Consider the following 14,746-nt stretch of genomic DNA (forward strand, 5'->3'; position numbering starts at 1 on the left):
TCTCGGCTCTTGAGGGAAGGAACGGCACGCACGCATGGACATCCTGCGTTGGCTCTTCGAGGCACAGATTCCCGTGGGCGGATCAGTGCTCATTCTCCGCGAAGTGCTGGGAAACATCTTTGGCCTGGCCAGTGCGCTCGGCGGCATGCGGCGCAAAGTCTGGGCATGGCCGGCCGGCATCGCGGGCAACCTTCTGCTCCTGACAGTCTTCCTGGGCAACGTCTTCGGTTCCGCCACGCCGGCCACACTCTGGGGCCAGGCCGGGCGGCAGGTCATGTTCATCATCGTGGCCGTCTACGGCTGGCAGCGCTGGCAGCAGAGCCGTCGGGCGGCGGGATCCTCGACGGCGATCGCGCCCGCCTGGGCCAGCGCCAGGACCCGCGTGGTGCTGGTACTCGCGCTCATGGCCGGCACCGCCGCCCTCATTCCGCTCTTCGACTCCCTCGGCTCCTACCCGCCGGTGTGGGCCGACGCGTGGACCTTCATGGGCTCGCTCCTGGCCACCTACGGCATGGCCCGCGGCTGGACCGAGTTCTGGCTGATCTGGGTTGCCGTGGACGTGGTGGGCGTCCCGCTGCTCTTCAGCGCCGGATACTTCGCCAGTGCCTTCATGTACCTGTTCTACGGCTTCTTCACGCTGGCCGGCTTCATCGTCTGGTGGCGGGCGTCCCGGACCCAGGCCCAGGCGGACCCGTCCACCGTCAAGGTTGCGACTGCCTTCCCGGACCCGGCGGTGTCCAAGTGACTGCTGCCCAGAAGCCGGTGACGGCCTTCACCGCCGCCGAAACAGCCGCCATGGACACTGCCCTGGAAGCCGCCCTGCAGGGGCCCCGGGGTGCCAATCCGCTGGTGGGCGCCGTCGTCGTCGGACCTGACGGACGCCAGTTGGCGACCGGATACCACCGCGGTGCCGGCACCGCGCACGCTGAAGCCGACGCGATAGCGGCGGCGGTCAGCTCCGGCGTCGACCTTCACGGGTCCACCATGGTGGTCACCCTGGAGCCCTGCAACCATGTGGGCCGCACAGGACCGTGCGCCCAGGCCATCATCGACGCCGGGATAGCGAACGTCGTATACGCCGTCGACGACCCCCATGACCCCGCCGCCGGCGGGGCCGCCACCCTGCGGGGTGCGGGAGTCAGCGTGCGCAGCGGACTGGCCGCCGGGCGTGCGCTGGAGCTGAACCGGCGCTGGTTCCGGGCCGTCGACGCCAAGCGCCCCTTCGTTACCCTGCACATCGCCCAGACCCTGGACAGCCGGATCGCGGCCGACGACGGAACCAGCCAGTGGATATCCAGCCCGGAGTCGCTGGCCGACAACCATGGCATCCGGAACCGGATCGACGCCATCCTCGTGGGAACCCAGACCGTCCTGGTGGACAACCCGCGTCTGACAGCCCGCGACGCCAACGGCGAGACCAGCGGCAAGCAGCCGCTGCGCGCGGTCATGGGCCTTCGCGACGTGCCGGAAGACGCGGCCGTGCGGGGCGACGACGGCCGGGTCATGCATCTGCCCACACGCGACCCCGAGGAGGCCTTGGCCATGCTGTTCGCCGCGGGTACCCGGCATGTCATGGTGGAGGGCGGATCGAGGATCCTCAGTGCTTTCCTGGCCGAGGGCCTCGTGGACGAACTCATCGTCTATCTGGCGCCCACACTGCTGGGCTCCGGCACGCCGGCCCTCAACGGCCTCGGCATCGGAACGCTGGCGGCGGCGCAGCGCTGGGAGTGGGATACGGCCTCCGGCGGCGCGGTCCGGTTCCTGGGCAGGGATCTTCGCCTGCACCTGCTGCCGGAGGAAGCCAGCGTGCCCCACCAGGCCCAGGACCCGCCCACGGGGGCACGCGCCCCAGAGATGCAGGAAACGTCAACCGAATCACTACCCGTCCGCACAGCAGCGGGCACAGCCATGGGAGGCTACTGATGTTCACCGGAATTATCGCCGAACAGGGAAAGGTCCTGTCCGTGGACCGGAACGGGGACACGAGCGCAACGCTGCGCCTGCACGCCCCGGGCACTGCGGACGGGCTGCCGCTGGGCGGTTCCATCGCCGTCAACGGCGTCTGCCTGACGGCCACGGCCATCGACGGCAAGGATTTCAGCGTCGACGTCATGGGTGAGACCCTGGTCCGCAGCACCATCGGCGAGCTTGTTGCAGGGGACCCCGTCAACCTGGAACGCTGCGTGCCCGCCGGCGGGCGCCTCGACGGACACGTGGTCCAGGGCCACGTGGACGGTGTGGGCGAACTGCTTGAACGCGAGCCGCAGGGAAACTGGGAATGGCTCCGGTTCGGCGTCCCCCAGCGGCTTGCGCGCTACATTGCGGAAAAGGGTTCCATCGCCATCGACGGCGTCTCCCTCACCGTCACCGCCGTCAGCCCGGCAGCCGAGACGGCGCCGTGGTTCGAGGTGGGGCTCATCCCCACCACCCTGGCCGACACCGGCCTCGGCGCCAAGCCGGCCGGGAGCAGGGTCAACCTTGAGGTGGACGTGCTGGCGAAGTACACCGAGCGGCTGCTGGCTTTCCGCACTGAGGGTTCGGCAGTTTCGGAAAACGGGGTGCAGCTGTGAACGGCACGGCAAAGCTTGACCCCGCGGTTTCCGGCGTTCAGACGCCCGGCAGCCTTACCTCCGTTCCCCTGACCCTGGACCCGATCGAGGACGCCGTCCGCGCCATGGCCGCCGGCCGGCCGGTCCTGGTGGTGGACAACGAGGACCGGGAAAACGAAGGCGACATCATCTTCGCGGCCCAGCACGCCACCCCTGCCCTCATGGGCTGGACCATCCGGTACAGCTCCGGCGTCATCTGCGTGCCGCTCGACGGCGCCAGGGCGGACGCGCTGGATCTGCCGCCCATGGTGGAGGTCAACCAGGATTCGAAGGGCACGGCCTACACCGTCTCCTGCGACGCCGCCACCGGGGTGAGCACCGGCATCTCGGCCACCGACCGGGCACTTACCGCCCGCGTCATCGCCGATCCGGCCAGCGGCCCGGACACGCTGACCCGTCCCGGGCATATTTTTCCGCTGCGGGCCGTTAATGGGGGAGTGCGTGAACGCCCCGGCCACACCGAAGCGGCCGTCGACCTCTGCCGGCTCGCCGGCCTGGAGCCGGTGGGCGTGATCGCCGAAGTGGTGTATGACGACGGTGAAATGATGCGGCTGGACGGACTCCGGGTATTCGCTGCCGAGCACGGCTGCCCCTTGATCTCGATCGAGGACCTGGTTGCCTATCTGGGAGCTGACCACCGTGTATCTTCACAGGAGAGCACCTTGGAAGTCAGTCCGGCCGGAGAAGGGGAAACACGATGACGGCATCTCAAACAGCGGGACCGGTCAGCAACGGCCGGCAGCCGCATCCGGTGAGCAGCGGCCCCGTGGTCCAGCTGCCCACGGCATTCGGTGATTTCGTAACGCAGGCCTGGACCGATCTGGTGACCGGTGCTGAGCACCTCGCGGTCAGCTCCCCGAATCCGTCCAAGGACGGCAAGGCGCCCCTGGTGCGCCTGCATTCGGAATGCCTGACCGGCGACGTTTTTGGCTCCTACCGGTGCGACTGCGGGGAGCAGCTCGCTTACGCCCTGGAGCTGATCGCCGAGAATGGCGGCACGCTGCTGTACCTCCGCGGCCAGGAAGGCCGGGGCATCGGGCTGGCCAACAAGATCAAGGCCTACGCCCTGCAGGAGGCCGGGTTCGACACCGTCGAGGCCAATGAACAGCTCGGACTGCCAGTGGACGCCCGCTGCTACAAGGCTGCGGCGCAGATCCTGGCCGAAATGGGTCTGCACGAGATCCGGCTGCTGAGCAACAACCCGGACAAGCAGAACCGCCTGGCTACTGCCGGCGTCAAGGTTGTCGAGATGGTGCCTACCGAGGTGCCGTCCCGGGAACAGAACCTCCGGTACCTGCAGACCAAGAAGGACCGCATGGACCATCTGCTGACCCTCGACACCGAGACCGCAGGCGCACCCCGTACCGGCACTGACACTTTTGACCACGAACAAGACTGAACGGATCACGAAGACTTTATGAGCGGACACGGCGCACCCCAGATCGATCTCACCACCCTCGACCCCGCGGAAACCTCGCAGCTGAAGCTGGCGATTGTGGCGGCAAGCTGGCACACCCAGATCATGGACGGCCTGCTGGACGGCGCCCTGCGTGCCGCCAAGGACGCCGGCATCAACGAGCCGACAGTGCTGCGCGTCCCGGGCAGCTTTGAGCTGCCGGTCGCCGCCGCGCGGCTGGCACCGCACTTTGACGCCGTCGTTGCCCTCGGCGTTGTCATCCGCGGCGGAACGCCGCACTTTGACTACGTCTGCCAGGCCGCGACGTCGGGGCTTACCGATGTCAGCGTCAGCACCGGTGTGCCGGTCGGGTTCGGTGTGCTCACGTGCGACACCGAAGAGCAGGGCCTGGACCGGGCCGGTCTGCCCGGGTCCTCGGAAGACAAGGGGCATGAGGCCGTCACAGCCGCACTGGCCACGGCACTGCTGCTCAAGCAGTACTAAGGGCGTTTCCCCAGTTCCGGGGCGTTGCGGGGGTGCGGGCGCAAGCACACGGCGTGTGTAATCGCTCACATCCCCGCCGTCATGGAACTGCCCGACAGGCGGGCCCCGGCCCCGAGCAAGTAGGCTGGAGGGCGTGAAGAATTTCGAGACGCTGTTCGCAGAACTGAGCGAGAAGGCAGCGACCCGCCCCGAGGGCTCCCGCACCGTCGCCGAACTGGAGTCGGGAATCCACGGCATCGGCAAGAAAGTCGTGGAGGAAGCGGCTGAAGTCTGGATGGCTGCCGAGTACGAATCCGACGAAGCCGCCGCCGAGGAGATCTCGCAGCTCCTGTACCACCTGCAGGTCCTGATGCTGGCCAAAGGACTCAGCCTGGAAGACGTCTACAAGCATCTCTAGCCGCCTCTGCGTGGCCCCGCTTGCCTGACCCAAACTTCCAAACCAGAAAGACCTCCTCATGCTGCGTGTAGCCGTACCCAACAAGGGATCCCTGTCCGAAGCCGCCTCCGCCATGCTGTCCGAGGCGGGCTACCGCCAGCGCCGGGACAGCCGTGAGCTGGTCATGGTGGACCCCGACAACGAGATTGAGTTCTTCTTCCTCCGCCCTCGCGACATCGCCGTTTACGTCGGGCAGGGAACGCTCGACGTCGGAATCACCGGCCGCGACCTCCTGCTGGATGCACAGGTGGAGGCTGAGGAACTGCTTCCGCTCGGCTTTGCGGCCTCGACGTTCCGCTTCGCCGGACCGATCGGCGACTTCAGCGCCGTGGATGAACTTGAGGGCAAGCGCCTTGCCACCAGCTACGACGGTCTCCTGCGCGATTACCTGGCGGAGCGCGGCATCAAGGCGAAGGTGGTCCGGCTGGACGGCGCGGTGGAATCCTCCGTGCGTCTCGGCGTCGCGGACGCCATCGCCGACGTCGTCGAAACGGGCAACACGCTCAAGGCCGCCGGCATGGAGATCTTCGGCGAGCCGATCCTCAAGTCCGAGGCAGTGCTTATCCGCCGCACCGGCGAGGGCGGTGCGGCCAACGGCACGGCCAAGGAAATCGAGGTTCTGATCCGCCGCCTGCAGGGCGTCCTGGTGGCGCGCCAGTATGTGCTCATGGACTACGACATCCGCAAGGAGCTCGTGGAGCAGGCCGCCGGCCTGACGCCCGGCCTGGAGTCGCCCACCGTCTCGCCGCTGCGCGACTCTGACTGGGTGGCTGTCCGCTCCATGGTGCCCAAGAAGGAAACCAACCGGATCATGGACGAGCTGTACGACCTCGGCGCGCGCGCCATCCTGGTCAGCAGCATCCACGCCTGCCGCATCTGATCCGCTTCCTTTCGACAGCACACCCCCAGCAGTACAACAGGAGAAGTCATGGCTGTAGCCGTCCGCGTTATTCCCTGCCTGGACGTTGATGCCGGCCGCGTGGTCAAAGGCATTAACTTCGAAGGGCTCCGCGACGCCGGGGACCCCGTGGAACTGGCGCACCGTTACGACAACGCCGGCGCCGACGAACTCACCTTCCTTGATGTGACGGCTTCCTCCGGCAACCGGGAAACCACGTTCGACGTCGTCCGCCGCACCGCCGAGGAAGTGTTCATTCCATTGACCGTTGGCGGCGGCGTCCGCGGCGTGGCCGAGGTGGACAAGCTGTTGCGCTTCGGCGCCGACAAGGCCTCCATCAACACGGCCGCCGTTGCCCGCCCCGACGTCATCGACGAGATCACCCGGCACTTCGGTTCCCAGGTGCTGGTGCTGTCCGTGGACGCCCGGCGGGTCCGCCCCGGATCCCAGCCCACGCCGTCGGGCTTTGAGGTGACCACCCACGGTGGCCGCCAGGGCACCGGAATCGACGCCGTTGCCTGGGCCAGGGAAGCAGCGGACCGCGGCGTGGGGGAGATCCTGCTGAACTCGATCGACGCCGACGGCACCAAGGACGGCTTCGACCTTGAGCTCATCCGGCTGGTCCGGTCCGCGGTCAAGGTTCCGATCATCGCCTCCGGCGGTGCCGGGGAGCCTGCGCACTTCGCACCCGCTGTCCAGGCCGGCGCAGACGCTGTCCTCGCGGCGTCGATCTTCCACTGGGGCCCCGACGATATGATGTCGCAGGTCAAGTCCGCCATCCGCGACGCCGGCTTCGAGGTCCGCTAGCCAGTACAAACCCAACTGACTCGCAGTTGTTGTCGTTTTGAGCGCCCATAACGACAACAACTGCGAGTCAGTTGGGTTAAAGCCCTACTTCGGCTGACTGGAGGAGGGCGACGGCGTCGGGCTGGCCTTCGAAGGTGACCAGGGCATGGCGCGTGCGGCCGTGGGCGTGCATGAGCAGCTCGCCGGGTTCCCCGACGATAGCGACTGACACGGGCGCGCGCTTGGCAACGTGCCGGGGGCCGGAAGGGCTGACCAGGACGATGCCCAGGTCCACGCCGCGGTAGAGGATGGCGGCCCGCTTGACCAGCTCATCCCACAGGGCGTCCGAGTACTCTTCGTCGAGGGCACGGGGTGCCCAGCGGTCAACGGCGCGCCGGACGTCCTCCGTGTGGACGAAGTATTCGATCAGGTTGGAGCTCTCATCCAGCGCCTTGATCTTCATGGGCGAGAGCGCCGGCGGTCCCGCGCGGAACGAGTTAACGAGCTTGGCGTAGTCGTCGGCGGTCCTGAGCTTTCCGGCCAGGCGGGATGTTGCCTTGTCCGAGGCCTTGGAGAGGCTCCTGATGATCAGGCCCAGCCCCACGGCAGCCTTCCGCTCGCGCAGGTAAAGGTGGGCCGCGAGGTCTCTGGTCTTCCAGCCCTTGCAGAGCGTGGGGGAGTCAGGACCGGCCGCCAGCAGGGTTTCGGCCAGGACTTCTCGGGACGGATCGACGAAATGCATCACTTGGAAAACTAGCACGTCCCCGGTGGAGTTGCGCAGTCTGTTGACAACGGTGGATTTGTGCCCGTCTTTCCAGTGCTGCTGCGCCCTTCCCGAAACACGAGAGCCTTCAAGAAACTCCAAGCTTTTTCCAAGCTCCTGCACCAAGTATGTGCAGGGGGAGTGCACGCAACTGGCTCCAGCGCATCATCAGACGCTGTTGGTCTGCTTCCGGGGGGTGAGCCGGAAGGCTGCAGTGGAGCGACTAAGGAAACTCCATCTGTGGCGTGAGGAAACGTAATGGGCACTCTAAAGAAAATAGGCACACTCGGCAGCCTTGGGCTGCTTGTATCGGGCAGTTTGATAGTCGGTTCCGCGAACGCAGCCACGGCTGCTGTCTGCCGGACCGGCCTGGCCGCCCCCACCAGCACCACCTTCTCCGGGACGGTCGTAACGGCCACCAATTTCGAGGGAAACACGCTGTCGCCGTTCGTCAGGACCACCTCGGGGACCGGAACGGTGGCCGTGACAAGCCCGAAGGCGCACTCCGGGACATGCTCCGTCAGGATCCGTGCGACCGACACTTCAGGGTCGATAGCGAAGATGGGAGTCGCGCTGGCAACCGGGACAAAGCGGGCCAGCGCGGACGCCTGGGTCAACATCACCACTGGCGGGCTGGCCGGCAACAACGTGCCGTACGTCCGGTTCTTCTCAGGCTCCAACCGGGTGGCGGATGTCTTCCGCAACAACGCCAACGGGCAACTGTGGCTCCGGATCGCCAATCCCGACGGCACGGCCGGTTACACCAGGCTCCGGGCCGCCAGCGTTCCGCTGAACACCTGGCAGCATGTCAGGATGCAGGTGCGGGCGGACCGCGCCAGATCCTCCGTCCAGATCTGGTTCGGAACTGTCCAGGTGTTCAACAGGACGGTGAATCTGCCCACCGCGACCCTGAGCAGGGTCCAGTTCGGCGCCGAGCACCCGCGCCAGATGGGCGACAGCTACGTTGACGACGTCGTCGTGAAGCGTGCCGCCTCCTGACCGGACAAAAATACTGCCCCTTTCGAACAGCTGGCATGCAGCAGTCCGGACGGCCCGCAGCTGGCGGAACGCCTCCTGCGGGCCGTGACGCGTTAGCGGCGTTTGTGCCAGCGTCCCTTTGTAACAGTGTCCGCTGATGGGCACTAGACTTGACGTGATGTCTGAGCAGCCCGCCCCCAGCCCCGCCCCCGCCCCAACCTCCGGTTCGTCGTCCGCCGGTTCGTCGTCCGCCGATGCACCATCCTCCGGCGCCGGCAAAAGCCTCGTGCCCGGGAGCCCGCTCCCGGCCGGGATTGCCGCGGCCCTGAAGAGGGACGGCGCCGGACTCGTGGCTGCCATCGTCCAGCAGTTCGACTCCAACGAGGTGCTCATGCTCGGCTGGATGGACGATGAAGCACTGAACCGGACGATGACCACCGGCCGCGTGACGTTCTATTCGCGCTCCCGCCAGGAGTACTGGCGCAAGGGTGACACTTCCGGCCACGTCCAGTGGGTCAAGTCGGTGGCCCTGGACTGCGACGGCGACGCCCTCCTCGTGCGGGTGGACCAGGTGGGGGCAGCATGCCACACCGGTACGCGGACCTGCTTTGACGGCCGGGCCTTCGACGTTGTGGCAGGTCCGGCCAACTAGCGGCCCGCCTTTTCCACCCAACAGGCTTCATACCAAGAACAGACGGAGAACCCATCGCAATGCAGGACCTCGGAATCATCAGCCCTGGCCTGGAAGAATTCCGGGAACTCGCCGCCCACAGCCGCGTCATCCCTGTCCGGCTCAAGGTGCTGGCGGATGCTGAAACGCCGATCGGGCTGTACCGGAAGCTGGCGCAGGGCCAGCCGGGCACGTTCCTCATGGAATCGGCGGCCGTTGGCGGAGCCTGGTCCCGCTACTCCTTCATCGGTTCCCGGTCCCGTGCAACGCTGACCACCAAGGACGGCGAGGCACACTGGCTGGGCGAGCCACCGGCGGGTGTGCCCGTGGACGGAAATCCGGTTGATGCCATCCGCGACACCATCGAGGCTCTGCGTACCGACCGGTTCGACGGGCTTCCGCCGTTTACCTCCGGCCTCGTGGGCTTCCTTGGCTGGGAAACAGTCCGCCACTGGGAGAAACTGACCAGCCCGCCCGAGGACGACCTGCAGCTGCCCGAAATGGCGCTGAACCTCGTCACCGACATGGCCGTCCACGACAACATGGACGGCACGGTGCTGCTCATCGCCAACGCCATCAACTTCGACAACAGCTCCGAGCGCGTCGACGAGGCCTGGCATGACGCCGTCGCCCGCGTGAAGGAACTGCTGGCACGCATCAGCACCCCGGTGCCCCAGCCGGTGTCCGTGCTGGAGCCGGCGGCCCTCGATTTCGCCGCCAGCGTCCAGGAGCGCTGGCACGAGCCCGAGTACCTTGCCGCCCTCGACCGGGGCAAGGAAGCGATCGTGGACGGCGAAGTCTTCCAGGTGGTCATCTCCCGCCGCTTCGAGATGGAGTGCGGGGCGTCGCCGCTGGACGTCTACCGGGTGCTGCGCAACACCAACCCGAGCCCGTACATGTACATCTTCAGCCTCGAGGACGCCGCCGGCCGGCAGTATTCGATCGTTGGCTCGTCGCCGGAGGCGCTGGTGACCGTCACCGGCGAGGACGTCATCACCCACCCCATCGCCGGCTCCCGGCCCCGCGGCAAGACCGTGGACACGGACAAGGCAATGGCGGAGGAACTCCTCGCGGACCAGAAGGAACGGGCGGAGCACCTCATGCTGGTGGACCTGTCCCGCAACGACCTGTCGAAGGTCTGCGTGGCGGGTTCCGTGGACGTTACCCAGTTCATGGAGGTGGAGCGGTTCAGCCACATCATGCACCTGGTCTCCACCGTCGTCGGACGCCTGGCCCCCACGGCGAAGGCCTATGACGTCCTGAAGGCCACGTTCCCGGCCGGAACACTGTCCGGCGCCCCGAAGCCGCGCGCCCTGCGCCTCCTGGATGAGCTCGAGCCGCACCGGCGCGGCATCTACGGCGGCGTGGTGGGCTACCTGGACTTCGCCGGCGACATGGACATGGCCATCGCCATCCGCTCCGCGCTGCTGCGCGAAGGGCGTGCGTATGTCCAGGCGGGCGGCGGCATCGTGGCTGACTCGAGCAACCCGGCCGAGGCGCAGGAAACCGTCAACAAGGCGGCGGCCCCGCTGCGGGCTGTCCACACGGCCGGCTCGCTGCACAACATCAGCCCCGACTCCGTCAGCAGTCCCGACCCAGCCGCCGGGGCAAGCTCCTGATGGCTGTTCCCGCAGGATCCGCCGTGCCGGCCAAGGCACGCCGCACGGTGCCGGGCTGGGCCCGCAAGTCGACGGTGGTGCTGCTGATCGCGGCCCTGGCGCTGGCGGTCTTCGGCACCACCACGCAGACCTGGCTGACGGTGCACCTGGACCCCCAGCAGCTGGGCCTCGCCGCCGGCGGCGAAAACGGACTCCAGGTCCAGGGCAGCAAGGCCGCCACCACGGTCACAGCCCTGGCCCTCGTCGCCCTGGCGGGCGGCCTCGCGGCCTCCATCGCAGGGAAGATCGCACGCTGGATCATCACGGCCATCATCGTGCTGGCGGCGGCCGGCATCATCACCGCGGCCGCCACCGTCCTCGCTGATCCCCTCGCCGCAGCCCAAGGCTCCATCGCCGCCGCCACCGGCGTCTCCGGAGGGGCCGCGGACGTCAGTGTGAGCGCCTTCCCCGTGCTCGCCGTCGTCGCAGGTTCCCTGCTCGCCGTTGGCGGCCTGCTGGTGGTCCCGGCGGGGCGCTATTGGAAGTCCCGGACCAAGTACGACGCCGCGGCGGCGGGTCCCGCAGGCAGCCAGAGCGGCCCGGTGGATGAGATCGACAGCTGGGACAGGCTCTCCCGGGGCGACGACCCCACCTGAGCCGGCGGGTCACGCAGCCACGCACCCCGGCCGCGATGCCGAAGGCCGCGGCAAAAAATGGCAGAATGTAAGCAGTATTGATCCTGAGGAGATTCACATGAGCAAAGCCACTGTTTCCGGTACAAAGCCCGCGGCCCCCAAGGAGCACCACGGCATCGACCACAGCATCGACCTGGGCCACGGCAACAGCCCGGCCGCCTGGACCTGCGTGATCGTCATGCTCATCGGCGCCCTCATCGCCTCCATCGCGTTCGTCATTGCCAACAGCCCGATCTTCTGGGCCGGCATCGCCGTCATGTTCGTGGGCCTGCTGGCAGGCTTCATCATGCGCAAGGCCGGCTACGGCGTGGGCGGCAGCAAGATCAAGAACTCCGGCCACTAACCGTGACTGTTCTCGACGACATCAACGCCGGTGTCAGGGAGGACATGGAGGACCGGAAGCGCCTCGTGTCCCTCGCGGAACTGAAGGACCGCGCCTTGGCGGCGGCTCCTGCCCGGGACGCCTGGGCTGCCCTGGGCGGGCTGTCCCAGGACCGCGGCGAGCTCAAGGTCATCGCCGAGATCAAACGCCGCAGCCCGTCCAAGGGCGACCTCGCCAGCATCGCCGACCCCGCGTCGCTGGCCGTGCAGTACGCCGACGGCGGAGCCGCGGTGATCAGCGTGCTCACCGAGCAGCGCCGTTTCAACGGTTCGCTGGCTGACCTGGACGCCGTCCGCGCCCGGGTGGACGTCCCGCTGCTCCGCAAGGACTTCACGCTGGACGAGTACCAGATCTGGGAAGCCCGCGCCCACGGTGCGGACCTCATTCTCCTGATCGTGGCGGCACTCTCCGACACGCAGCTGCGTGAATTCAGTGCGCTCAGCCGTGAGCTGGGCATGAACGTGCTGGTGGAAACGCACACGCCGGAGGAAGTCGAGCGTGCCGTGGCCGCTGACGCCCGGATCATCGGCGTCAACGTCCGCAACCTCAAGACGCTCGACGTCGACCGTTCCGTTTTCGCCTCACTCGCCGGGAGCATTCCCTCCGGCGCCGTGGTGGTGGCGGAGTCGGGCGTTCGGAACGCCGACGACGTCGCGCACTACGCGGCGCACGGAGCCAACGCCATCCTCGTAGGGGAGGCGCTCGTCAGCGACGCCACCCCGCGTGAACGAATTGCGGAGTTCACAGCGGCCGGGGCCGCGGCCATCGCCGCCCGGGCCTGAGCTCCCACCCAACCGTGGCACCATCTGTCCGCACGCCGTGCGGACAGATGGTGTCTGACATCAACAAGAAAAAGTGAACAGGATGGTGAGACTGATGGCCGACGCGCCAACAGCCGGCTCTGACCAGGGCTCGGTGGATGCATTCCTGCAGGGCGGCACCTCGCTGCGCCACGCTCCGGGGCCCTACTTCGGCGCGTATGGCGGGCGCTGGATGCCTGAGTCACTGATCGCCGCCCTGGACGAGCTCGAGGACACGTTCGAGAAGGCCAAGGCCGATCCCGGGTTCATCGCCCAGATCGCGGACCTGAACAGGAACTACTCCGGCCGGCCCTCACTCCTGACCGAGGCCAAGCGCTTTGCCGAGCACGCCGGCGGCGTCCGGATCTTCCTCAAGCGCGAGGACCTGAACCACACCGGATCGCACAAGATCAACAACGTGCTGGGCCAGGCACTGCTTGCCAAGCGGATGGGCAAGACCCGCGTCATCGCCGAAACCGGCGCCGGCCAGCACGGTGTGGCCAGCGCCACGGCCGCGGCCCTGCTGGGCCTGGAATGCGTCGTCTACATGGGGGCCGAAGACTGCCGCCGGCAGGCGCTGAACGTGGCCCGGATGGAACTCCTGGGCGCCACGGTCATCCCCGTCACGAACGGTTCGCAGACCCTCAAGGACGCCATCAACGAAGCCCTCCGGGACTGGGTGGCCAACGTCGGCAACACCCACTACCTGCTCGGCACCGCCGCGGGCGCCCACCCGTTCCCGGCCATGGTCCGCTACTTCCACGAGGTCATTGGCGAGGAGGCCCGCGAGCAGATCCTCGAGCAGGCCGGCCGCCTGCCGGACGCCGTCTGCGCCTGCATCGGCGGCGGCTCCAACGCCATCGGCATCTTCCACGGTTTCCTTGATGACCCGTCCGTGAAGATCTTCGGCTTCGAAGCCGGCGGCGACGGCGTCGAGACCGGCCGCCACGCGGCCACCATCACGCTCGGCCGGCCGGGCGTGCTGCACGGCGCCCGGTCCTACCTGATGCAGGACGACGACGGCCAGACCATCGAGTCGCACTCCATTTCGGCCGGCCTGGACTACCCCGGCGTCGGACCCGAGCACTCCTACCTGGCCGACATCGGACGCGTCAGCTATGAGCCGATCACGGACAGCGAAGCCATGGAAGCCTTCCGCCTCCTGTGCCGTACTGAGGGCATCATCCCCGCGATCGAGTCCTCCCACGCACTCGCCGGCGCCATCAAGGTGGGCCAGCGGCTGGCAGCGGAAGGCGGCAATGCAGCAGACAAGATCGTGATCGTGAACCTGTCCGGCAGGGGAGACAAGGACGTGGCCACCGCGGCGGAGTGGTTCGACCTCCTGGACAAGGATTCGGCCGAGGCAGCCATCGGCAAGGAAGGGGAGCAGCTGTGAGCACGGCGCAAAACACGAGCAATTCGGCCAGCAGCAATTCGGACACGAGCAAGTCGGCTGTCGCCATCGACAAGGCCCGCGCGGAAGGCCGTGCGGCGCTGATCGGCTACCTGCCCGCCGGGTACCCCAGCGTCGAGGAAACCATCGCCGCCGGCATTGCCCTGGCGCGCAACGGGGCCGACCTGATCGAAATCGGCATCCCGTACTCGGACCCGGTCATGGATGGCCCGGTCATCCAGGCGGCCACCACCGAGGCCCTGGCCAACGGGTTCCACGTCCGTCAGGTCTTTGACGTCGTTGCCGGCATCACCAGCCAGACTGACGCGGCCGTGCTGGTCATGACGTACTGGAATCCCGTGGTCCGGATGGGCGTGGACGAGTTCTCCCGCCGCCTGGCCGAGGCCGGGGGAGCAGGGCTCATCACCCCGGACCTGATTCCGGACGAAGCGGCCGAGTGGATGGACGCGTCCGAGAAGTACGGCCTGGACCGTGTTTTCCTGGTGGCGCCTTCCTCCACACCGGAGCGGATGCGCCGGACCGTGGAGGCAAGCCGCGGCTTCGTCTACGCCGTCTCCATCATGGGCGTCACCGGTGCCCGCACCGCGGTGAGCGACGCAGCCACCGGTGTAGTGGCGGCGGCCAAGGCCGCCGGCGCGGAACACGTGTGCGTTGGCCTCGGCGTCTCCACCGCCGGGCAGGTCGCGGAGATCGCGGCCTACGCGGACGGCGTGATCGTCGGTTCGGCGCTTGTTGCGGCCGTCCGCGACGGCGGCGTGGACGCCGTCGCGCAGCTCACCAAAGACCTCAGCACCGGACTGACCAGGAAGTAACCGCA

The 14,746-nt window shown here is 67.6% G+C and carries 18 protein-coding genes; 17 read left to right on the top strand and 1 reads right to left on the bottom strand.

Going from position 1 to position 14,746, the window contains the following annotated elements; genetic code table 11:
• Positions 1-34: 34 nt before the first annotated feature.
• The 9 genes from pnuC (at position 35) to hisF (ending at position 6,650) form a co-directional block, all read left to right on the top strand.
• Entirely contained in the window at positions 35-745 is a 711-nt protein-coding gene (pnuC, locus tag ACFRAU_RS10785) for a nicotinamide riboside transporter PnuC (RefSeq protein WP_377999886.1), read from the top strand.
• A 50-nt stretch (positions 746-795) separates the two neighbouring features.
• Entirely contained in the window at positions 796-1,923 is a 1,128-nt protein-coding gene (gene ribD / locus ACFRAU_RS10790) for a bifunctional diaminohydroxyphosphoribosylaminopyrimidine deaminase/5-amino-6-(5-phosphoribosylamino)uracil reductase RibD (RefSeq protein WP_377999924.1), read from the top strand.
• Positions 1,923-2,570 carry a riboflavin synthase gene (locus ACFRAU_RS10795; protein ID WP_377999887.1) on the top strand — a complete coding sequence of 216 codons (648 nt, stop codon included), beginning with the start codon at positions 1,923-1,925 and terminating at the stop codon, positions 2,568-2,570. The genes ribD and ACFRAU_RS10795 overlap by 1 nt, the downstream gene beginning before the upstream one ends.
• A 68-nt stretch (positions 2,571-2,638) precedes the next feature.
• Positions 2,639-3,310 (top strand): 3,4-dihydroxy-2-butanone-4-phosphate synthase, encoded by a 672-nt coding sequence (gene ribB / locus ACFRAU_RS10800; protein ID WP_377999925.1) that lies wholly within the window; start codon positions 2,639-2,641, stop codon positions 3,308-3,310.
• On the top strand, positions 3,307-4,008 hold the full coding sequence (ribA, locus tag ACFRAU_RS10805; protein WP_377994027.1) for a GTP cyclohydrolase II: 702 nt from the start codon (positions 3,307-3,309) through the stop codon (positions 4,006-4,008). Before ribB ends, ribA begins: the two co-directional genes overlap by 4 nt.
• An 18-nt stretch (positions 4,009-4,026) precedes the next feature.
• Positions 4,027-4,509, top strand: coding sequence for a 6,7-dimethyl-8-ribityllumazine synthase (gene ribH / locus ACFRAU_RS10810; protein WP_377994028.1), 483 nt, complete (start codon positions 4,027-4,029; stop codon positions 4,507-4,509).
• A 133-nt stretch (positions 4,510-4,642) separates the two neighbouring features.
• A complete protein-coding gene (locus ACFRAU_RS10815; protein WP_003801526.1) occupies positions 4,643-4,906 on the top strand; it encodes a phosphoribosyl-ATP diphosphatase in 264 nt (87 codons plus the stop codon).
• A gap of 58 nt (positions 4,907-4,964) precedes the next feature.
• Positions 4,965-5,825: an ATP phosphoribosyltransferase gene (gene hisG, locus ACFRAU_RS10820; protein WP_377994029.1), complete on the top strand. Its 861-nt coding sequence runs from the start codon at positions 4,965-4,967 to the stop codon at positions 5,823-5,825.
• Between the two features lie 48 nt (positions 5,826-5,873).
• A complete protein-coding gene (hisF, locus tag ACFRAU_RS10825) occupies positions 5,874-6,650 on the top strand; it encodes an imidazole glycerol phosphate synthase subunit HisF (RefSeq protein ID WP_377994030.1) in 777 nt (258 codons plus the stop codon).
• A gap of 76 nt (positions 6,651-6,726) precedes the next feature.
• Here the strand turns inward: hisF and ACFRAU_RS10830 are convergent, their stop codons facing one another.
• On the bottom strand, positions 6,727-7,371 hold the full coding sequence (locus tag ACFRAU_RS10830) for a TIGR03085 family metal-binding protein (RefSeq protein WP_377994031.1): 645 nt from the start codon (positions 7,369-7,371) through the stop codon (positions 6,727-6,729).
• A gap of 279 nt (positions 7,372-7,650) precedes the next feature.
• Between ACFRAU_RS10830 and ACFRAU_RS10835 the strand changes: the two genes are divergently transcribed.
• The 8 genes from ACFRAU_RS10835 (at position 7,651) to trpA (ending at position 14,741) form a co-directional block, all read left to right on the top strand.
• Positions 7,651-8,391 carry a hypothetical protein gene (locus ACFRAU_RS10835; protein WP_377999888.1) on the top strand — a complete coding sequence of 247 codons (741 nt, stop codon included), beginning with the start codon at positions 7,651-7,653 and terminating at the stop codon, positions 8,389-8,391.
• Between the two features lie 157 nt (positions 8,392-8,548).
• A complete protein-coding gene (hisI, locus tag ACFRAU_RS10840) occupies positions 8,549-9,022 on the top strand; it encodes a phosphoribosyl-AMP cyclohydrolase (protein WP_377999889.1) in 474 nt (157 codons plus the stop codon).
• 59 nt (positions 9,023-9,081) lie between these two features.
• On the top strand, positions 9,082-10,659 hold the full coding sequence (locus tag ACFRAU_RS10845) for an anthranilate synthase component I (protein WP_377999890.1): 1,578 nt from the start codon (positions 9,082-9,084) through the stop codon (positions 10,657-10,659).
• The gene (locus ACFRAU_RS10850) at positions 10,659-11,294 is read left to right on the top strand and encodes a Trp biosynthesis-associated membrane protein (protein WP_377999891.1); all 636 of its coding nucleotides are present in this window, start codon (positions 10,659-10,661) and stop codon (positions 11,292-11,294) included. Before ACFRAU_RS10845 ends, ACFRAU_RS10850 begins: the two co-directional genes overlap by 1 nt.
• Before the next feature lie 97 nt (positions 11,295-11,391).
• Entirely contained in the window at positions 11,392-11,676 is a 285-nt protein-coding gene (locus tag ACFRAU_RS10855) for an HGxxPAAW family protein (RefSeq protein WP_377994036.1), read from the top strand.
• Positions 11,677-11,678: 2 nt separating this feature from the next.
• Positions 11,679-12,497 (top strand): indole-3-glycerol phosphate synthase TrpC, encoded by an 819-nt coding sequence (trpC, locus tag ACFRAU_RS10860; RefSeq protein ID WP_377999892.1) that lies wholly within the window; start codon positions 11,679-11,681, stop codon positions 12,495-12,497.
• A gap of 94 nt (positions 12,498-12,591) precedes the next feature.
• Positions 12,592-13,911, top strand: coding sequence for a tryptophan synthase subunit beta (trpB, locus tag ACFRAU_RS10865; RefSeq protein ID WP_377999893.1), 1,320 nt, complete (start codon positions 12,592-12,594; stop codon positions 13,909-13,911).
• Entirely contained in the window at positions 13,908-14,741 is an 834-nt protein-coding gene (gene trpA, locus ACFRAU_RS10870; protein ID WP_377999894.1) for a tryptophan synthase subunit alpha, read from the top strand. Before trpB ends, trpA begins: the two co-directional genes overlap by 4 nt.
• Positions 14,742-14,746 lie beyond the last annotated feature (5 nt).

The sequence above is a fragment of the Arthrobacter sp. NPDC056691 genome, assembly GCF_042791415.1.
Classification (GTDB): domain Bacteria; phylum Actinomycetota; class Actinomycetes; order Actinomycetales; family Micrococcaceae; genus Arthrobacter.